Here is a 15,947-nt window from a genome sequence, read left to right as displayed (position 1 = left end):
CGCTAGAGCGCCCAGACACGGTCTGCCCCTGCCAGGTACACCCGGCTGGCGCTCGTGGGCGCGATTTCCCAACCCCCGGTGAATTCACCGAACGCCGGCAACAGGCTGACCTGGCCATCGATCAGGAAGCAGGGCAGTCGCAGGCGTTGCCGAGCCTTGCCACGCAGTACAAATACCGGATGTACATGGCCTGCCAGTACCGGGTGGCTGGGGTGCGGTTCGGGTTCGTGCTGGAGCGCGAAGGGTTCAAGCAGCCAGGGTTCGTTCATGACTTCTATTTCGAGCGACACGGGTGGATCACCGGCGTTGCGATCATGATTGCCGCGTATCAGCACGATTTTGAGGGCCTTGTGCCGTTCCCTCCATGTCTGCAGCCTGGTGAGCGTTGCCGGCGCCCGCGCTGTTCGGGCATGCAGGAAATCGCCAAGAACGATCAGTTGCTCGCAATCATGCGCGGCCAGCAATGCATCCAGGCGCTCGAGTGTCGCTTCGGTGGTGCCGCGTGGTACCGGTTGGTGCAGGGCGCGATAGCTTGCTGCCTTGCCGATGTGCACGTCGGCCACCAGCAGGGCACGGCGGGCTGGCCAGTAGATGGCCTTGTCCGAAAGCAGCCAGAGCACCTGGCCATGGTGTTCGATGGATAGGAAGTTGGTCATTCCGTAGCGTCCGCCGCACTGTTCAGTTCCGCGACCATCCTGGCAATCCGGTCCGCCAGTTTCTCGGTGCTCAACGTTTCGCGCATGCCTTCCACCAGCAAGGCAAATGCCAACGGCCCGGGCCGCTCAAGCTGGCGCAGCTCCAGCCGTAACTGCCCCATTTTCAGCAATTGACGGTGCAGCCGCTCGATCTCCAGTTCCTCATTCAGCACTTCGTCCCGTGCCTGAGCCAGCAGCAAGTTGCCGGCGTCGTGCTTGCGAAATACCTCATAGAACAAACCGCTGGAGGCCTGGATCTGCCTCAGGCTTTTCTGCGCCGCCGGATACCCGCCAAACACCAGCCCGGCAATCTGCGCGATCTCGCGAAAACGGCGCAATGCCATTTCTCCAGCATTGAGGCTGGCCAGCACATCCTCCAGCAGGTGTTCGGTAACCAGCGCCTGTGGCAGATGCGTTGCCCAGTCCACGTTGCCCGGGCTGAGCAGTTCGAACCCGTAGTCATTGACGGCAATCGAAACCGAAAGCGGCTGCACGCGGCTCACTCGCCAGGCAATCAGGTTGGCCAGGCCAAGGTTGGCCATGCGTCCGGCGAACGGGTACAGGAACAGGTGCCAACCTTGGCGCGACTTGAAAGTCTCGGCCAGCAGCGTGCCGGGGGTGGGCAGCGCCGACCATAGCGCCTGCAAGGTCAGCAGAGGGCGCACTGCACGCATCTCCGGGCCTTGGTAGCACCCTTGGGATGCTGCGCCAAGCTGCTCGACCAGTGCGTCGGCCAGTTCGCTGGAAAGCGGCATGCGGCCACCATTCCAGCGAGCGACCGCTGCCTTGCGCGCGGTGCTGCGGCGTACGTAGGCGGTCATGTTTTCCACGCGCACCAGTTCCAGCACTCGCCCGGCGAACACCAAGGTATCGCCAGGGCGCAAACGGGCAATGAACGCCTCTTCGACGCTGCCCAGCGCCTTGCCTCCGCCGCCCTTGCTCCAGTACTTGAGCTGCAGGCTGGCGTCGCTGACGATAGTACCGATACTCATGCGGTGGCGACGTGCCAGGCGTTCGCTGGCAACCCGGTAAGCACCGTCGGCCTGGCGCTCGACGCGCTGGTAGTCCGGGTAGGCGCTGAGTGAACTGCCGCCATGGCAGACGAAGTCCAGCGCCCATAGCCACTGGCTGTCGCGCAACTCGCGAAAGGCCCAGGTGCTGCGCACTTCGGCCAGTAACTGCTCCGGGTGAAAGCCACTGCCCAGGGCCATGCTGACCAGGTGTTGCACCAGCACGTCCATGCACAAGCGCGGCGAATGACGGGCCTCGATGTGCCCGGCTGCCAGGGCCTGCCTGGCGGCGGCTGCTTCCACCAGTTCCAGGCTGTGGGTGGGCACCAGAGTAACCCGGGAGCGCCGCCCCGGCGCGTGGCCGGAGCGCCCGGCCCGTTGCACGAGGCGGGCAATGCCCTTGGCGGAACCGATCTGCAGTACTCGCTCCACGGGCAGGAAGTCCACCCCCAGGTCCAGGCTGGAGGTGCAGACCACTGCCTTCAGGCTGCCTTGCTTGAGGCTGCGCTCGACCCAGTCACGGGTATCGCGGGCCAGCGAGGCATGGTGCAAGGCAATCAGGCCGGCCCAGTCGGGGCGTGCTTCGAGCAGGGCCTGGTACCAGAGTTCGGCCTGTGCCCGCGTGTTGGTGAATACCAGGCAACTGGTGCTGGCATCGATCTCCCGGCTGACCTGGTCGAGCATCTTCAAGCCCATGTGCCCGGCCCAGGGGAAGCGCTCGATGGCCGTTGGCAGCAGGGTATCGACCTGCAGCGGCTTGTCTTGTCGGCCTTGTACCAGCAAGCCGCCTTGTGGCAGCAATACGTCCAGCGCATGTTGAAGATTGCCGAGGGTGGCGGACAGGCCCCAGGTCGGCAGGCTCGGGTGCCAGTGGCGCAGGTGGGCCAGCGCCAGTTGCAGTTGTACCCCGCGCTTGTTGCCCAGCAGTTCGTGCCATTCGTCCACCACTACCAGGCGCAGCGTGGCGAAGTCTTCGCGGGCTTGTGCCCGGGTCAACAGCAGCGTAAGGCTTTCAGGGGTAGTGACCAGTACGCTGGGCAGGCGCCGTGCTTGCCGGGCACGTTCGGCGCTGCCGGTGTCGCCGCTGCGAACGCCCACGCTCCAGGGCAGGCCCAGGTCGTCCAGCGGCAACTGCAGCGCGCGGGCGGTGTCGGCGGCCAAGGCACGCATGGGGGTAACCCACACCACCTGCAAGGGTGCAGCATGACGCCCCTGGGCTTCGGCCTTGAAGGCCCGCAGCGCGGCGAGCCATACGGCGTAGGTCTTGCCGGCACCGGTACTGGCATGCAGCAAGCCGGATTCGCCCCGGTCCACGGCTGCCCATACACGGCGCTGGAAAGCGAAAGGCTTCCAGCCACGCTTGGCGAACCAGGCCTTGGCGAGGTCGGTGGCGGCGGGCATGGGGCATAGGGTCCTTCGGTGGCTGTGTTTCTACAGACAACCAGCCAGGTGCAATGGTTTTACCGGATCAGTTTGCCAGCAGGTAGCCGCTGCGGAACACCTGCTCGCCTGCGACGTGGGCGATGACCATGCCGGCGGTAGCCATGCGCCGTACGTTACGTGCATACAGCAGGCCGGGCTGGCTGTTGTGGATGGCAGTCACCCGGTCGCTGAGCGGGTCGATGACTTCAGCGATCAACTGGCCCGCTTCCAGGTGCTGGCCTGGCCGGGCGTGGTACACCAGCAGCCCGCCCAGTGGCGTTATCACCGGTTCGACGGCGGCCAGCGGCGTGGCCGGGCAGCGCAAGTCGGGCAAGGCCGGGCTGGCGCCTTCGATGACCCTCGCATGGGTCAGGAAATCGAGAATCGCCTGGCAGTCCTTGCTGGCCAGGTCGTGGCTGACATCGGCCTGGCCGCGCAGCTCGACGGTGACCGAGCAGCAGCCCAGCGGAATCGGGAACCGTTTGCCGAAGCGTTGCTGCAACTGCCACCACACCAGGCTGAAGCATTCATCGAACGACTGCCCGCCCGAATCGGTGGCCAGCAGGCTTGCCTGGGCACCCAGGTAGCGGGCCAGCGGTTCGATCTGCGGCCATGCGTCTGGCGTGGTGTACAGGTGCTCGACCGCCTCGAAGTCGCAGTGCAGGTCCAGCACCATGTCGGCATCGCAGGCCAGGCGCTGCAGTATCAGGCGTTGGGCCTGCAGCGGTGTGCGCGCCGGGTGTGCGTCCAGCCCCCGGCGCAGGTATTCGCGGATCAGTGCGAGGTTGTGTGCCGGGTCTTCGGTCAGGTGTTCTTCGATCTGGTCGCCGATGCTGTCGGAAAGGTCGACGAAGTTACGGTTGAAGTTCTCGCCACTTTGCAGTTCGAAACGCCCCAGCGGCGCGTCCAGCAGCACCTGTTCCAGGCCGACCGGGTTGGCCACCGGCACCAGGATGATCTCGCGCTGCAGGCGGCCTTGCTGTTCCAGTTCACCCAGGCGGCGCTTGAGGTGCCAGGCCACCAGCATGCCGGGCAGCTCGTCGGCATGCAGCGAGGCCTGGATATAGACTTTGCCGCCACCGCGAGGTCCGAAGTGGAAGCTGTGCAACTGGCGGGTAATGCCCGGAACGGGCGAGAGCAGGTCGTGAGTTGAATGGTGCATGGTGGTCCTGGGTGCGTGGCGAAAACGGTCTGCGACACGGGGCGGCACACAGATAGAAGCACAGTTTTTGGCCTTGCGCCTGCATCGGTACCCTCCTGGCCACCGCCCTGGCCTCTTCGCGGGTAAACCCGCTCCCACAGGGATCGTACAAAACTCAGCTTTTGTGCATGACCTGTGGGAGCGGGTTTAACCGCGAAGAAGCCAGCACGGTCCAGAAATTGTTTCAGGCCAGCAGCGCCTGCAATGTAGCCAGGTCATCCGCTTCTTCCACTGGCTTGTCCAGCCGCCAGCGCAGCATCCGTGGAAAGCGCACGGCAATGCCGCTCTTGTGCCTCCTCGACAGCGCGATGCCCTCGAAGCCAAGCTCGAACACCAGCGTCGGCGTCACGCTGCGTACCGGCCCGAAGGTTTCAACCGTGGTCTTGCGGATGATGGCGTCGACCTTGCGCATCTCTTCGTCACTGAGCCCTGAATAGGCCTTGGCAAAGGGGACCAGTGCCCGCCCCGGCGTACCGGCTGGCGCGTCCCACACGGCGAAGGTGTAGTCGCTGTACAAGCTGGCCCGCCGGCCGTGGCCGCGCTGGGCATAGATCAGCACGGCATCGACGCTGAACGGGTCGATCTTCCACTTCCACCAGGTGCCCATGTCCTTGGTGCGCCCCACGCCATACAAGGCCTCGCGCTGTTTCAGCATCAGCCCTTCCACCCCCAGGCTGCGGGACTGTTCGCGCTGGCAGGCAAGGTCGGCCCAGTCCCGGCCTTCGAGTAGAGGCGAGAGCAACACCGGGGCCAATGGGTGCTGCTCAAGCACGTGTTCCAGCTGTTGGCGGCGTGCATGCTGCGGCCGGCTGCGCCAGTCCTCGCCTTGCCATTCCAGCAGGTCGTAGGCCTGCAGCACGACCGGCGCGTCGCTCAGCAGCTTCTTGCCCAAGGTCTTGCGACCCAGGCGCTGCTGCAACATGGCAAAGGGCTGTACAGCCAGTTCAGCCGCTGAGCCGCCGGGTTTCCACACCAGGATCTCGCCATCGAGCACGACACCGTCGGGTAGCGTCTGCGCCAGGCTGTGCAATTCGGGGAAGCGTTCGGTGACCAGTTCCTCACCGCGCGACCAGACCCACAGCTGGCCTTCGCGCTTGACCACCTGGGCGCGAATGCCGTCCCATTTCCATTCGATCTGCCATTCGCTCGGCGGCCCGAGCAGTGCATCGAGCTGTTCGATTGGTACCTGCAGGGGGTGGGCCAGAAAAAACGGGTAGGGCTGGCCGCCACGCTGGCTATGTTCATCGTCTGATTCCGGGGCTATCAGCCGTTGATAGCTGGCTGCCGTCGGGCGGTGGCTGATGTCGGTGTAGCCAACCATGCGCTGGGCCACGCGTTTGGCATCCAGCCCGGCCAGTTGCGCGAGGGCGCGAGTGACCAACAGCTTCGATACCCCCACGCGAAAGCTGCCAGTGATGAGTTTCAGGCAAAGCATCAGGCTGGGGCGGTCCAACTGGGCCCAAAGAGGCGGCAGGCGTTGCTGGATCTCCTCGACCGGCAGGCCACGCAATGGCAACAGATGGGCTTCGACCCAGCGGGCGAGGCCCTCGTCGCCAGGGTGGTGGCTTTCCGGTACCAGCAGGGAAATGGTTTCGGCCAGGTCGCCAACGGCCTGGTAGCATTCCTCGAACAGCCAGTCAGGCAGCCCCGCCAATCTGCCGGCCAGCTCCCGCAGCACGCGTGTAGGCACCAGTTGGCGGGGGCGGCCACCTGCCAGGAAGTACACCGCCCAGGCGGCATCCACAGCCGGGGCGGTGCTGAAATAGTCGCGTAGCGCCGTGAGCTTTGCAGTGCTGGATGTGGTCGCATCCAGCCTCAGGTACAGCTCGGCGAATGCCTTCATGCGTCTGGCTCCGCGGCTACCACGTCATCTTCCTCGCCGTACTCGGTCACGAAGGCGCGGGCATCGAGGCCTTGTTCGATGAGGTAGCGCACCAGCACATTGACTGAGCCATGGGTGACCATCACGCGTTCTGCGCCAGTCTGGCCGATGGCCCAGAGCAACCCCGGCCAATCGGCATGGTCCGAGAGCACGAAACCTCGGTCTACCCCGCGCCGGCGGCGGGTGCCGCGCAACAGCATCCAGCCACTGGCAAAGGCATCGCTGTAGTCGCCGAAACGGCGCATCCAGCTGCTGCCACCCGCCGAAGGCGGTGCCAGGACCAGTGCCTGGCGCAGCAGCGGGTCGTTGCGTGGGATATCGCCCACATAGCGGGTTTGCGGAAGGTAGACGCCAGCGTCCCGGTACACCCGGTTGAGTGGTTCGACAGCGCCATGCACGAGGACAGGACCAATGTTGGCGTCCAGCCCGTGGAGGATTCGCTGGGCCTTGCCGAAGGCATAGCAGAACAGCACGCTGGCTTTGCCCTGTTCGCTATTGGCGCGCCACCAGTTATTGATGCCGGTGAAGATCTCGCCCTGGCTGGGCCAACGGTAGATGGGCAGGCCGAAGGTCGATTCGGTGATGAACGTGTGGCAGCGCACCGGTTCGAACGGCGTGCAGGTGCCGTCGGGTTCCACTTTGTAGTCGCCGGAGGCGACCCAGACCTCGCCCTGGTACTCCAGGCGCACTTGCGCCGAGCCCAGTACATGCCCGGCCGGGTGCAGGCTCAGGGTTACGCCATGGTGCAGCAGGCGTTCGCCGTACGGCAGGGTTTGCAGGTTGATGTCCTGGCCCAGACGGCTGCGCAGGATGCCGGCGCCTGGGGCGGCGGTGAGGTAATGGCGGTTGCCGACGCGGGCATGGTCGCCGTGGCCGTGGGTGATGACGGCACGCTCCACTGGCCGCCAGGGGTCGATGTAGAAATCACCGGGCGGACAGTACAGGCCTTCGGGGCGGGCGATGACGAGGTCCATGGCATGGGCGCTGGCTTGGAGTTACCAGTTAGGAACCATGGTAGGTGCGGGAAGTTCGACTGGAGATGGTTGGGGCACAAAGTGGCCCCAACAAAGGCGCCATTGTTTATTTCCCAGGCACCAACGTCAAACGCTGGTTGCCATACGCCCGCCCGAAGTTCTGCTGCTGTAGTGGCAGGCTCATGAAGCGCCCTTTGAACCAGGCATCCAGCCCGTCGCTGTAATGCGTGCTGGCCGGGTTGCCGGATTGCCCGCTGCTGGTCAGCACCTGCAATGGCTCGGCCTGGCCGAAGTCGACGATCATCCGCGCCGAGGCCGGCAGGCGGGTGTCGAAGCCGCTACCCCAGGCGTATGGCGTCAGGGCCAGGGTGGTGAAGTCGCCACCGGCAGCCAGCGGCGAGCGGCCGAGGGCGTCGCCCAGACCATGGTAGGCCGGTGCAGGCCAGCGGTATTGGTGCAGCTTGCCCCACTGCCAGGCGCGGCGGTCGGCGCCCAGTTGCGCGGTGCCGGCATCCACCGCGCCAGCCAGGCTGCGGGCGAGAATGGCCGGCTTGTCTTCTGTCTGCGGCGTGCTGCGGTCATCCCAGAACGGGCTGTCGTCGCGGCCCAGCAGGTGGTCGGCCTGCGCCGAGAACGACAACCTCGCATTGCTGACGAAAGCCTGCCAGGCCGGGCCGGATTCCGGGCCCAGGTCGTCGAGGAAGGTTTGCCGGGCCACTTCCTGGAGGAACAGTTCGTACAGTGCGGCATCGGCCGATACCGGGCTCAGGCGCCCATCGAAGGCCTTGAGCCGGGCCAGCGCGTCGCTGGCCTTGTCGCGCTGTGCGGCGGGCAGGGCGTCGATCGCCTGCTTGAGCGGCTGGGCCATGCCCGGGGCGTCGAACATCTGCTTGAGCTTGTCGGCCAGCAGTGTGCTCTGGTCGTTCTGCAGGGCCATCAGGCTGCGGCTGTCGTGGCGGCCATTGCCGGCCAGCTGGGCCAGGCGCTCGGCGCGCTCGGGGTAGTACCAGGTGCTGGACAGCTGCATGCCATAGCCACGCGGCAGGCTGCGCTGGTTGGCGTGGCCGATCCAGCCGGCGGGCGGGTCCTGATCGTAAGGGTGCAGCATCGGGTCGGCATAGCCGTCCCAGTCGTAGCGCCCGTCCCAGCCCGGCGAGGGCAGCAGGCCCTGGCCTTCGCGGCGGTTGGGGTAGCGGCCACTGACTTGCCAGCCGATGTGCTCGGGTTCGGCGAAGACGAAGTTGAGGGCGGCGGCGGTCACTTCACGGGTGCTGTCGAAGGCACGCTCCACGCTCTTGGCACGGGTCAGGTCGAAAAGTGCATCCAGGCTGCGGTCGCTCTTGAACTGTGGCAGGTTCAGCGCCAGGCCCAGGCTGGCATTGCCTGGCTGGGCCAGCAGGGTGCCGTGGCGGGTGTCGTACATCACCTCGCGCAGCGGGCGCTGGCCGCGGACGAAGAAGGTTTCGCTACGGGCGCGGGCCGGCAGCCATTTGCCGTCGGCCAGGTAGCTCAGCTGGCTGCCCTGGTGGCGCAGTTGCTCCAGGTACAGGTCCTGGTTGTCGGCCATGACCGCGCTGCTGCTCCAGGCCAGCTTGCCGTTGTAGCCGGCCAGCACGATCGGCAGGCCGGGCAACGACAGGCCGGCGACCTGGTACTTGCCGGTGTGGATCTGTACCGGGCTCAGGGCCCAGGCGGCTCGGCTGTCGCTGGCCAGCAGGCTCTTGCCGCTGCGGCTGCGCTGCGGCGCCAGGGCCAGGTTGGCCGAGCCCGGGCTACCCAGAAGGTCGAGGTCGGCCAGTTTCTGGCTGGCAGCTGCCAGGGCCGGCAGCCCCGGCAACTGGCTGGCCAGGTTCAGGCCCTTGAGCTTGTCTACTTCGGCTTCGGCCAACGGCTCGTCCGGGGCACCGGGCAGCAGCCAGGCCAGCTTGTCGCTGCCGGCTTTCTGCGCCAGGGTCAGGGCGCTCAGTTCTTCCTGCAGGTTCACCGACTGGCTGAATGCATACAGGCTGAAGATCAGTGCCGAGTCTTCGGGCTTCCAGTATTCGGGGCGGTAGCCACTGCTGGCCAGGCCGGCGGGCAGCTTGTCGCGGTAGCGGAACAGGTAAGCGTTGACCCCTCGTGCATACACTTCGAAGAAGCGCTTGAGCCTTGGCGAGGCGTCGGCGTACTGCTGGGCGGCGCTCTGCTTGAGGTTGGCCGCGCGCATCAGGCGGTCGATGTCCAGCGCGTCGCTGCCGGCCAGTTCTGCCAGGCGGCCCTGGGCCAGCAGGCGCATGGCGACCATCTGCTCGATGCGGTCGCCGGCATGCACATAGCCCAGGCTGAACAGGGCGTCATGGAAGCTGCTGCTTTCGATCAGTGGTGCGCCCATTGCGTTGCGCCGTACCGAGACGTTCTGCGCCAGGCCCTTGAGCGGCTGCACGCCGCTGGTCGGTGGCACGCTGCCCTGGTAGCCGCCCGTCTGGCAGCCGGCCAGCCCGAGCATGCCGAGCAGCGTGGCAGCGGTTGCGAACCGCGGGCGGAATGGAGGAAAGGCGGAGGCGGCCATGACAAGGGCTCCTGCAAGGCGTGGCGGGTTTCGAAAGGCGCTAAGGTAGTGAGCGCGCAGGCGCCGTGCAAGGTCCCTGGGCGCTTTATTTGCCAGTGTCGACTCAAACCTTGAAATGTTCGGCCACGGCGTCGGAAAAGTGCGTGCAATTGATGCGAGCAAGGCGTTGATAGTCACGGCTGACGGCGAAGGCCGAGCCTGGCATCAATAGCACCTTGTGCTGTTCCAGGCGACGCATGAAAGGCTGCAGGTCGGCCAGTTCGGGGTGGTAGACCCACAGGAACATGCCGCCTTGGGGCGTTATGTCGAACTGCCAGCCACGCGCCCGCAACAACTGCTGGGTCTGCGCCTGCTGCCGGATCAGGCGCTGCTGCAGGTCTTGCATGTGCCGGGCATAGGTGCCGTCGGACAAGATGGTGTTGACGAAGCGTTCGCAAAACGCCGGCACCGCCACGCAGGTCAGCAGCTTCAGGCGCGTCAGCGGCTCTATCAGCTCTGCCGAGCAGGCGATGTAGCCCACGCGCAATGAAGCGGACAGGCATTTCGAGAAGCTGCCGATGTAGATGACCCGCTCAAGGTTGTCCAGTTCGGCAAAGGTCTGGCGCACACCCGGGCTGAAGTCGCCGTAGACATCGTCCTCGACCACGAAGAAGTCGTGTTCCACCGCCAGGCGCAGGACGCTGAAGGCATTGTGCGGACTGATGTTGCCGCCGGTCGGGTTGTGGAAGGTGCTGTTGCAGAAGAACGCCTTGACCTTGTGCCTGGCCAGGTGCTCCTGCATGTCTTCCACGCTTGGTCCGTCCTGGGTTCGGCGCACCCCGACCACGTGGCCGCCGGCCAACTGGATCAGTTTGATCAGGTTGCCGTTGCCGGGCTCGTCGACGAACACGTGATCGCCTGGCTTGATCAACAACCGCGCCACCAGGTCCAGCGCTTGTGTGGCGCCCAGCGTAGTCAGCAACTGGCTTGGCCGGGCATCGACACGGGTCAGGCGTTTCAGGTGCACGCACAGCTGTTTGCGCATGGGCAGGTAGCCCTGGATGTCGCCATATTCCGCCAGCGAACTCTGCTCCAGCCGCGCCGTGCGCCGAATCGCCTTGGCCAGCAGCTCGGTGTCACGCCAGGCGGGTGGCAGCCAGCCGCTGCCCAGTTTGATGTAGTGCTGGCCCCCCTGCAGCAGCTTGAACAGCGGGTCGCCGGCCATGCCTGCGGGCGCATCCACCGCACTGGTTTGCCGTGTGTGGCTGGCGACGAAGTAGCCGCGGCCGGGAATGGCGGTCAACACACCTTCGCTGACCAGCCGGGCATAGCTGGAGACGACATCGTGGTAGCTGCAGCCAGCCGCCGCCGTCAGCTTGCGGATGGACGGCATGCGCTGGCCGGGCAGCCATTCGCCGGCTTCGAGGCGCTGTTTCAACTGGTCATGAAGGCTGTGCGGGCGCATGGCGGGTCCAGCAGCTGTTAGAAAAAGCAGCCTAACAGTTAACCGGAAAGCGCGTCGACTGTTCGAATTTCAGGGCGTGGCAGATGCGACCATGCACCTGTCGGCATCTTTCCCAATACCGAAATCGACCCGTCCACCAACCGTGAGCACACGCTATGTCGAGCACACTTCCGCGGCGCACGTACCTGTATTTCACTGCGCAATCGATCAACCTGACGACTGCGGTCATGTCCGTGACCATGGCGGCCATTGTCGGGGCGGCGCTGGCGCCTGCCGCCACGTGGTCCACCGTGCCCTATGGTTTCCAGTTCCTCTGCCTGATGCTGGCCACCTATCCGGTCTCCAGGCTGATGAGCCGTATTGGGCGCAAGCGCGCCTTCATGCTGGGCTCGATCCCTTTGGCGGTGTCTGGCATCAGTGGTTACCTGGCTGTGCAGTACCAGCACTTCCCGACGCTGGTGATCAGCCATTCGGCGTTGGGCATCTACATTGCGTTTGCCAACTTCAATCGCTTCGCGGCCACCGACAATCTGGCTCAGAACCTGAAGCCCAAGGCGCTTTCCCTGGTGGTGGCCGGTGGGGTGATCGCTGCCGTGGTCGGGCCGGCGCTCACCGAGTGGCTGAGGGACGTTGGTGGGTATCCGCTGTTTTCGCTGTGCTACGCCGCTTTTGTCGGCCTGGCGGTGATGTCGTTGCTGACAGCGGCCTGCCTGCCCGGCGATACCGGCACCGCCAGTAACGACCGTGCAGCGAAACCGGCTGGCACGACCGCCGAGCCGCTGAGCCCGGTGGTTGCCGTGGCCATGGCAGTGGCCGCGCTGGGCTATGGGATCATGAATTTGCTGATGATCCAGGCGTCCATGCACATGAAACACATGCATGAGGACTTTTCCGACGTTCGCCTGGCGATTCAATGGCATGTGATTGCCATGTTTGCGCCGTCGTTCTTCACCGGCGCCATCATCCACAAACTCGGCATCAGGGCCACCATCTGTCTCGGCCTGGGCCTGCTGATCGGTTGCACGGCCATGAACATGTGGTCGCACAGCTACGCGATGATGACCTTGTCACTGATAGCCCTGGGCCTGGGTTGGAACCTGACCTACGTGGGCGGTGGGGCGCTGTTGGCGCAGACGCTGCAAAACAGCCCGGCAGCGATGCAGATGCAGGGGAAGAACGATCTGGCCATTGCGGTGTTCGCGACCATTGGCGCATTCAGCCCGTCGCTGTTGCTGGGCACGGTCGGTTGGGATGGCACCAATGCCATCTGCATGGCCCTGTGCATCGTGCTGCTCATGGCCACCGCAGGGGTGCTGCAGCGCAAGGTTTCAGGGCCTGCCAGGGCCAGCTAGGCCCCGGCTACCCACTGCGCGGCCCGCGGCAGGGACGCGCAAGTGCTGTTCAGGTCAGGCGCCGTGGCACTTCTTGAACTTTTTCTGGCTACCGCACGGGCACGGGTCGTTACGGCCAACGTCCTTCAGGGCGTTGCGTACCGGCTCCTGGTGGCCGTGGTTGCAGTGCGGGCCGTGTACATGGCCATGATCGTGGTGGTGATCATGATCGTGGTTGCAGTCAGGGCCATGAACGTGGGGTTGCTGGGACATTGCAGGGTTACTCCGGTTTGTAATCACCGGGGATTATCTCACCACTGCGCGACAAGTGCAGGTCCCGATGGATGAGCAACCCGGTCGCCAGCTCGCCCTGCAGGCTGTAGTGCAGCGGTTGTTCGCTTTTCAGCAGCTTGGCCAGTGGTTTCAGGTGCTGCCACAGGTTGGTCCGCGCGGTGATCTTGAAAGTACGCTGGGCATGCCCGCCGACACTACGCCACACGCTGGTTTCATCCTGCACCAGCAACAGGTCGTTGAGGCGTATGGCATACGACAGGTTGCGGATGAACAGGCGGCTGTCATTGGGGTTGTCGATTCGCAGATGCAGCACGAACTCCTGCTCCAGCAACCTGGCCTTGACCGTCTCCACCTCGACCAGGTGCACCTCGGGTTCGCGCCAGTCGTCACTGCCCCAGCTGGCGCAGCCCGCCAGCAGTGCCAGCCATGCCATCAAGGTGGCGAGCAGCAGCGGGCGGGTGCGAGCGATCATGTTCAGCTACCCACGTAACTGGCGCAGCATTTCTTGAACTTCTGGCCGCTGGCGCAGGGGCAGGGGTCGTTGCGCCCGGCCTTGAGCCCGACCGTGGGGTCGATGAAGTACCAGCGCCCGGCATGCTGGACGAATGCCGAGCGCTCGCGGTGCTGATGGTCACCCTCCTGGTCGTGCCAGCGTGCAGTGAAGGTGACAAAACCGTGCTCCGGCTGGCCGCCCAGCACCTCTGCGCTTTCCACCTCCAGGCCCAGCCAGGTGCTCTGGGCGCTCCAGGCGGCCATGGCGGCACGGTCCAGGCCGGCTTGCTGGGCGGGCAGGGTGGTGGCCACCAGATAGTCGACCAGGCCCAGCACATAAGCGCTGTAGCGTGAGCGCATCAGCGCCTGGGCATCCGGTGCCGGGGTGCCGGCATGGTAATGCCCGCAGCAGGCGTCGAGCAGGTTGCCACTGCCACAAGGGCAGACCGAGACACTCATCATCACCACCAGTACTTGCCGAAGTTTTCAGGGTTGGCCCAGAACTTGGCATTCAGCCAGTCCGGTACCTGCTTGTAGTCATGTAGATCATAGGTGAACAGGCTCAATACCTGCTGGTCACGGCGGAATTTCTCGCTGGCCGACAGGGCCAGGGCAAAGAAATCGGTGTCTTGCCAGCCACAGGCGGCCAGGTCGGCCAGCACCGCGACCCGGCTGGCATTGAGGTTGCGAATGCCGCCGAGCAATTCCAGGCCGGTGCGTTTGGGCAGGTGCTCCAGGCAGTCCACCAGTACCGCCAGGTCAAAGCGCTGGGCTGCCAGTTCGGCCGGCAGCGGGCCTGGGGCGGCCGTGGCGATGGTTACCTGTGGGTGCGCCTGGGCGAAGGCGTCCAGCGCCGGGAAGCGCGTGCCCACCAGCAGCAGGCGTTGCGGGGTGAAGCGCTCGAGCAGGGCCGCCAGGGCCTGCTGCGGGGTGCGCTGGGAAAAACCGTCGGTCATTGGCAATCCTCGTTGAAGTCGTCCAAGACTAGCGGGCCGCAGCGTGCGGGCAAAGAGGCATGTGACTGTGTCGTGGCTTATTGGTGGCAGGGATCAGATGCTCGGTCTTTACTCCCTGAAATCGGCCTTATGCCGATTCCCCCTAGGAGAAGCAATGAAATGAGCATAGTACGCACAGCGATACCCCTGGTTCTGCTCACCAGTGTGTTGACTGGTTGTGCAGGTTTGCAAAAGACCGACTGGCCGAAATGTGCCGCCGTCGGGGGTGTAAGCGGCGCTGCCCTGGGCGCCATCGAGAGCTCCAGCTGGGCTGGTTGGGGCGCGTTGCTGGGCGGTGGCCTGGCGGCGGGCTATTGCTGGGCCCATGGCGATGGCGACGAGGATGGCGACGGCGTGCCGGACAGCCGTGACAAGTGCCCAGGCACCCCGCGCGGTGTGCAGGTCGATGCCAACGGCTGCCCGCCAGAGCCGGCCGCGGTGGTCGAGGAAGTGGTGGTGCAGAAGGAAGAAGTCATCGTCATCCGCGATGTGCACTTCGAGTTCGACTCTGCGCGCCTGACCGCCAGCGACAAGGAGCGCCTCAACACCATTGCCACGCGCCTGAAACAGGAAGCGCCGTCCGCCCGCCTGAGCGTCAGCGGCCATACCGACAGCGTCGGCTCCGACAGCTACAACCAGAAACTGTCCGAGCGCCGTGCCCACTCGGTGACCGATTACCTGGTCGAGAGCGGTGTGCCGCGCAGCAGCTTCGTTTCGGTGGTCGGTGCCGGTGAAACCCAGCCGGTGGCAGACAACGCCACGGCCGATGGGCGCGCCATGAACCGCCGTACCGAGATCAAGATCCAGCGGTAGAGCGGCGTGCGCCCGTGCCTTGAGCAGTGGCACGGGCGCGCCTTCACGGCGGTCAACCGTCCGTGGCCAATGACACAGGAGCATTCAGCATGAGTGTGACGTCGAAGGCGGCGCTGCCGCTGTTGGTGGCTGCCAGCCTGCTCGCGGGCTGCGCCACCCACAGCGATGGCAGCGCGCCGCTCAACCAGAGGACCTGGCCCATCTGCAGCCTGCTCGGCGGCCTGGTCGGTGGTGGCCTGGGCGCCATCGAAAGTTCGAGCTGGGCGGCTGGCGGCGGTGCCCTTGGCGCCATTGCCGGGGGCCTGATCTGTTACGCCCAGGATGGCGACGAAGATGGCGACGGTATTTTCGACCGCCGCGATCGTTGCCCCGATACCCCCGCCAACACTGCGGTCGACCACATGGGTTGCCCGTTGAAGGTGTACCCCGCATCGCCGCCTGCCACTGAACCTGAACCCTCGCCAGAGGTGATCATCCTGGATGACAACGGCGCGGTGATGTTCGCCTTCGATTCCGCCGAGCTGACCCCGGCGGCCCAGCAGCGCCTGCAAGGCCTGGTGGCGAAGCTCGATTCACCGACAGTGGCGAAAGTAAGCGTGATCGGGCATACCGACAACGTAGGCTCCGACAGCTACAACCAGGCACTTTCCGAACGCCGCGCCAGCAGCGTGGCCGTTTACCTGATCAGCCAGGGGCTGGAGGCGGGCAAGGTCACCAGCCAGGGGCGTGGTGAGAGTGAGCCGCTCACCGACAACGAAAGCGGGGAGGGCCGCGCCCGCAACCGACGGGTGGAACTGCACCTCAACTGAGTGGTGCTGGCGCCTGTCCTGGCATTGCAGTTAATGT

Annotated in this window: 14 protein-coding genes; 3 read left to right on the top strand and 11 right to left on the bottom strand. The window is 65.2% G+C overall.

All coding sequences use genetic code 11. From position 1 onward, the window contains the following. Positions 1 to 2 precede the first annotated feature (2 nt). The 7 genes from pdeM to ABNP31_RS20515 form a co-directional block, all read right to left on the bottom strand. Positions 3 to 656 carry a ligase-associated DNA damage response endonuclease PdeM gene (pdeM, locus tag ABNP31_RS20545; RefSeq protein ID WP_025340383.1) on the bottom strand — a complete coding sequence of 218 codons (654 nt, stop codon included), beginning with the start codon at positions 654 to 656 and terminating at the stop codon, positions 3 to 5. Beyond that, a complete protein-coding gene (locus ABNP31_RS20540) occupies positions 653 to 3,106 on the bottom strand; it encodes a ligase-associated DNA damage response DEXH box helicase (protein WP_085665455.1) in 2,454 nt (817 codons plus the stop codon). The genes pdeM and ABNP31_RS20540 overlap by 4 nt, the downstream gene beginning before the upstream one ends. A 67-nt stretch (positions 3,107 to 3,173) precedes the next feature. Next, complete coding sequence (locus ABNP31_RS20535) at positions 3,174 to 4,289, bottom strand: succinylglutamate desuccinylase/aspartoacylase family protein (RefSeq protein ID WP_350012710.1); 1,116 nt, start codon at positions 4,287 to 4,289, stop codon at positions 3,174 to 3,176. 223 nt (positions 4,290 to 4,512) lie between these two features. Next, positions 4,513 to 6,171, bottom strand: coding sequence for an ATP-dependent DNA ligase (locus ABNP31_RS20530; RefSeq protein WP_085665457.1), 1,659 nt, complete (start codon positions 6,169 to 6,171; stop codon positions 4,513 to 4,515). After that, a complete protein-coding gene (locus tag ABNP31_RS20525) occupies positions 6,168 to 7,184 on the bottom strand; it encodes a ligase-associated DNA damage response exonuclease (RefSeq protein ID WP_025340379.1) in 1,017 nt (338 codons plus the stop codon). The genes ABNP31_RS20530 and ABNP31_RS20525 overlap by 4 nt, the downstream gene beginning before the upstream one ends. A gap of 106 nt (positions 7,185 to 7,290) precedes the next feature. Continuing rightward, positions 7,291 to 9,732: a penicillin acylase family protein gene (locus tag ABNP31_RS20520; protein ID WP_350012709.1), complete on the bottom strand. Its 2,442-nt coding sequence runs from the start codon at positions 9,730 to 9,732 to the stop codon at positions 7,291 to 7,293. Positions 9,733 to 9,835: 103 nt separating this feature from the next. After that, positions 9,836 to 11,176: a PLP-dependent aminotransferase family protein gene (locus tag ABNP31_RS20515; RefSeq protein WP_085614194.1), complete on the bottom strand. Its 1,341-nt coding sequence runs from the start codon at positions 11,174 to 11,176 to the stop codon at positions 9,836 to 9,838. Between the two features lie 155 nt (positions 11,177 to 11,331). Here ABNP31_RS20515 and ABNP31_RS20510 point away from each other — a divergent pair, with 155 nt between their 5' ends. Then, the gene (locus ABNP31_RS20510; RefSeq protein ID WP_085614193.1) at positions 11,332 to 12,528 is read left to right on the top strand and encodes an MFS transporter; all 1,197 of its coding nucleotides are present in this window, start codon (positions 11,332 to 11,334) and stop codon (positions 12,526 to 12,528) included. A gap of 54 nt (positions 12,529 to 12,582) precedes the next feature. On the opposite strand, the gene ABNP31_RS20505 is transcribed toward ABNP31_RS20510, so the two are convergent. From ABNP31_RS20505 to ABNP31_RS20490, 4 genes are read right to left on the bottom strand one after another with little or no spacing between them, the layout of a single operon-like run. After that, entirely contained in the window at positions 12,583 to 12,780 is a 198-nt protein-coding gene (locus ABNP31_RS20505; protein ID WP_003258907.1) for an SEC-C metal-binding domain-containing protein, read from the bottom strand. 7 nt (positions 12,781 to 12,787) lie between these two features. After that, complete coding sequence (locus ABNP31_RS20500; protein WP_013973937.1) at positions 12,788 to 13,273, bottom strand: LEA type 2 family protein; 486 nt, start codon at positions 13,271 to 13,273, stop codon at positions 12,788 to 12,790. A 2-nt stretch (positions 13,274 to 13,275) separates the two neighbouring features. Continuing rightward, positions 13,276 to 13,752: a YchJ family protein gene (locus tag ABNP31_RS20495; RefSeq protein WP_015271542.1), complete on the bottom strand. Its 477-nt coding sequence runs from the start codon at positions 13,750 to 13,752 to the stop codon at positions 13,276 to 13,278. A gap of 2 nt (positions 13,753 to 13,754) precedes the next feature. Continuing rightward, positions 13,755 to 14,249, bottom strand: a complete 495-nt coding sequence (locus tag ABNP31_RS20490; RefSeq protein ID WP_025340372.1) for a DUF6231 family protein — start codon at positions 14,247 to 14,249, stop codon at positions 13,755 to 13,757. A gap of 159 nt (positions 14,250 to 14,408) precedes the next feature. Here ABNP31_RS20490 and ABNP31_RS20485 point away from each other — a divergent pair, with 159 nt between their 5' ends. Together ABNP31_RS20485 and ABNP31_RS20480 are read left to right on the top strand one after the other, a co-directional pair. After that, positions 14,409 to 15,101 (top strand): OmpA family protein, encoded by a 693-nt coding sequence (locus ABNP31_RS20485; RefSeq protein WP_025340371.1) that lies wholly within the window; start codon positions 14,409 to 14,411, stop codon positions 15,099 to 15,101. Positions 15,102 to 15,190: 89 nt separating this feature from the next. Beyond that, positions 15,191 to 15,910, top strand: a complete 720-nt coding sequence (locus ABNP31_RS20480) for an OmpA family protein (protein ID WP_350012708.1) — start codon at positions 15,191 to 15,193, stop codon at positions 15,908 to 15,910. Positions 15,911 to 15,947: the final 37 nt, after the last annotated feature.

Source organism: Pseudomonas asiatica (assembly GCF_040214835.1).
GTDB lineage: Bacteria > Pseudomonadota > Gammaproteobacteria > Pseudomonadales > Pseudomonadaceae > Aquipseudomonas > Aquipseudomonas putida_Z.
This window is presented reverse-complemented; position numbering and strand designations above follow the sequence as displayed.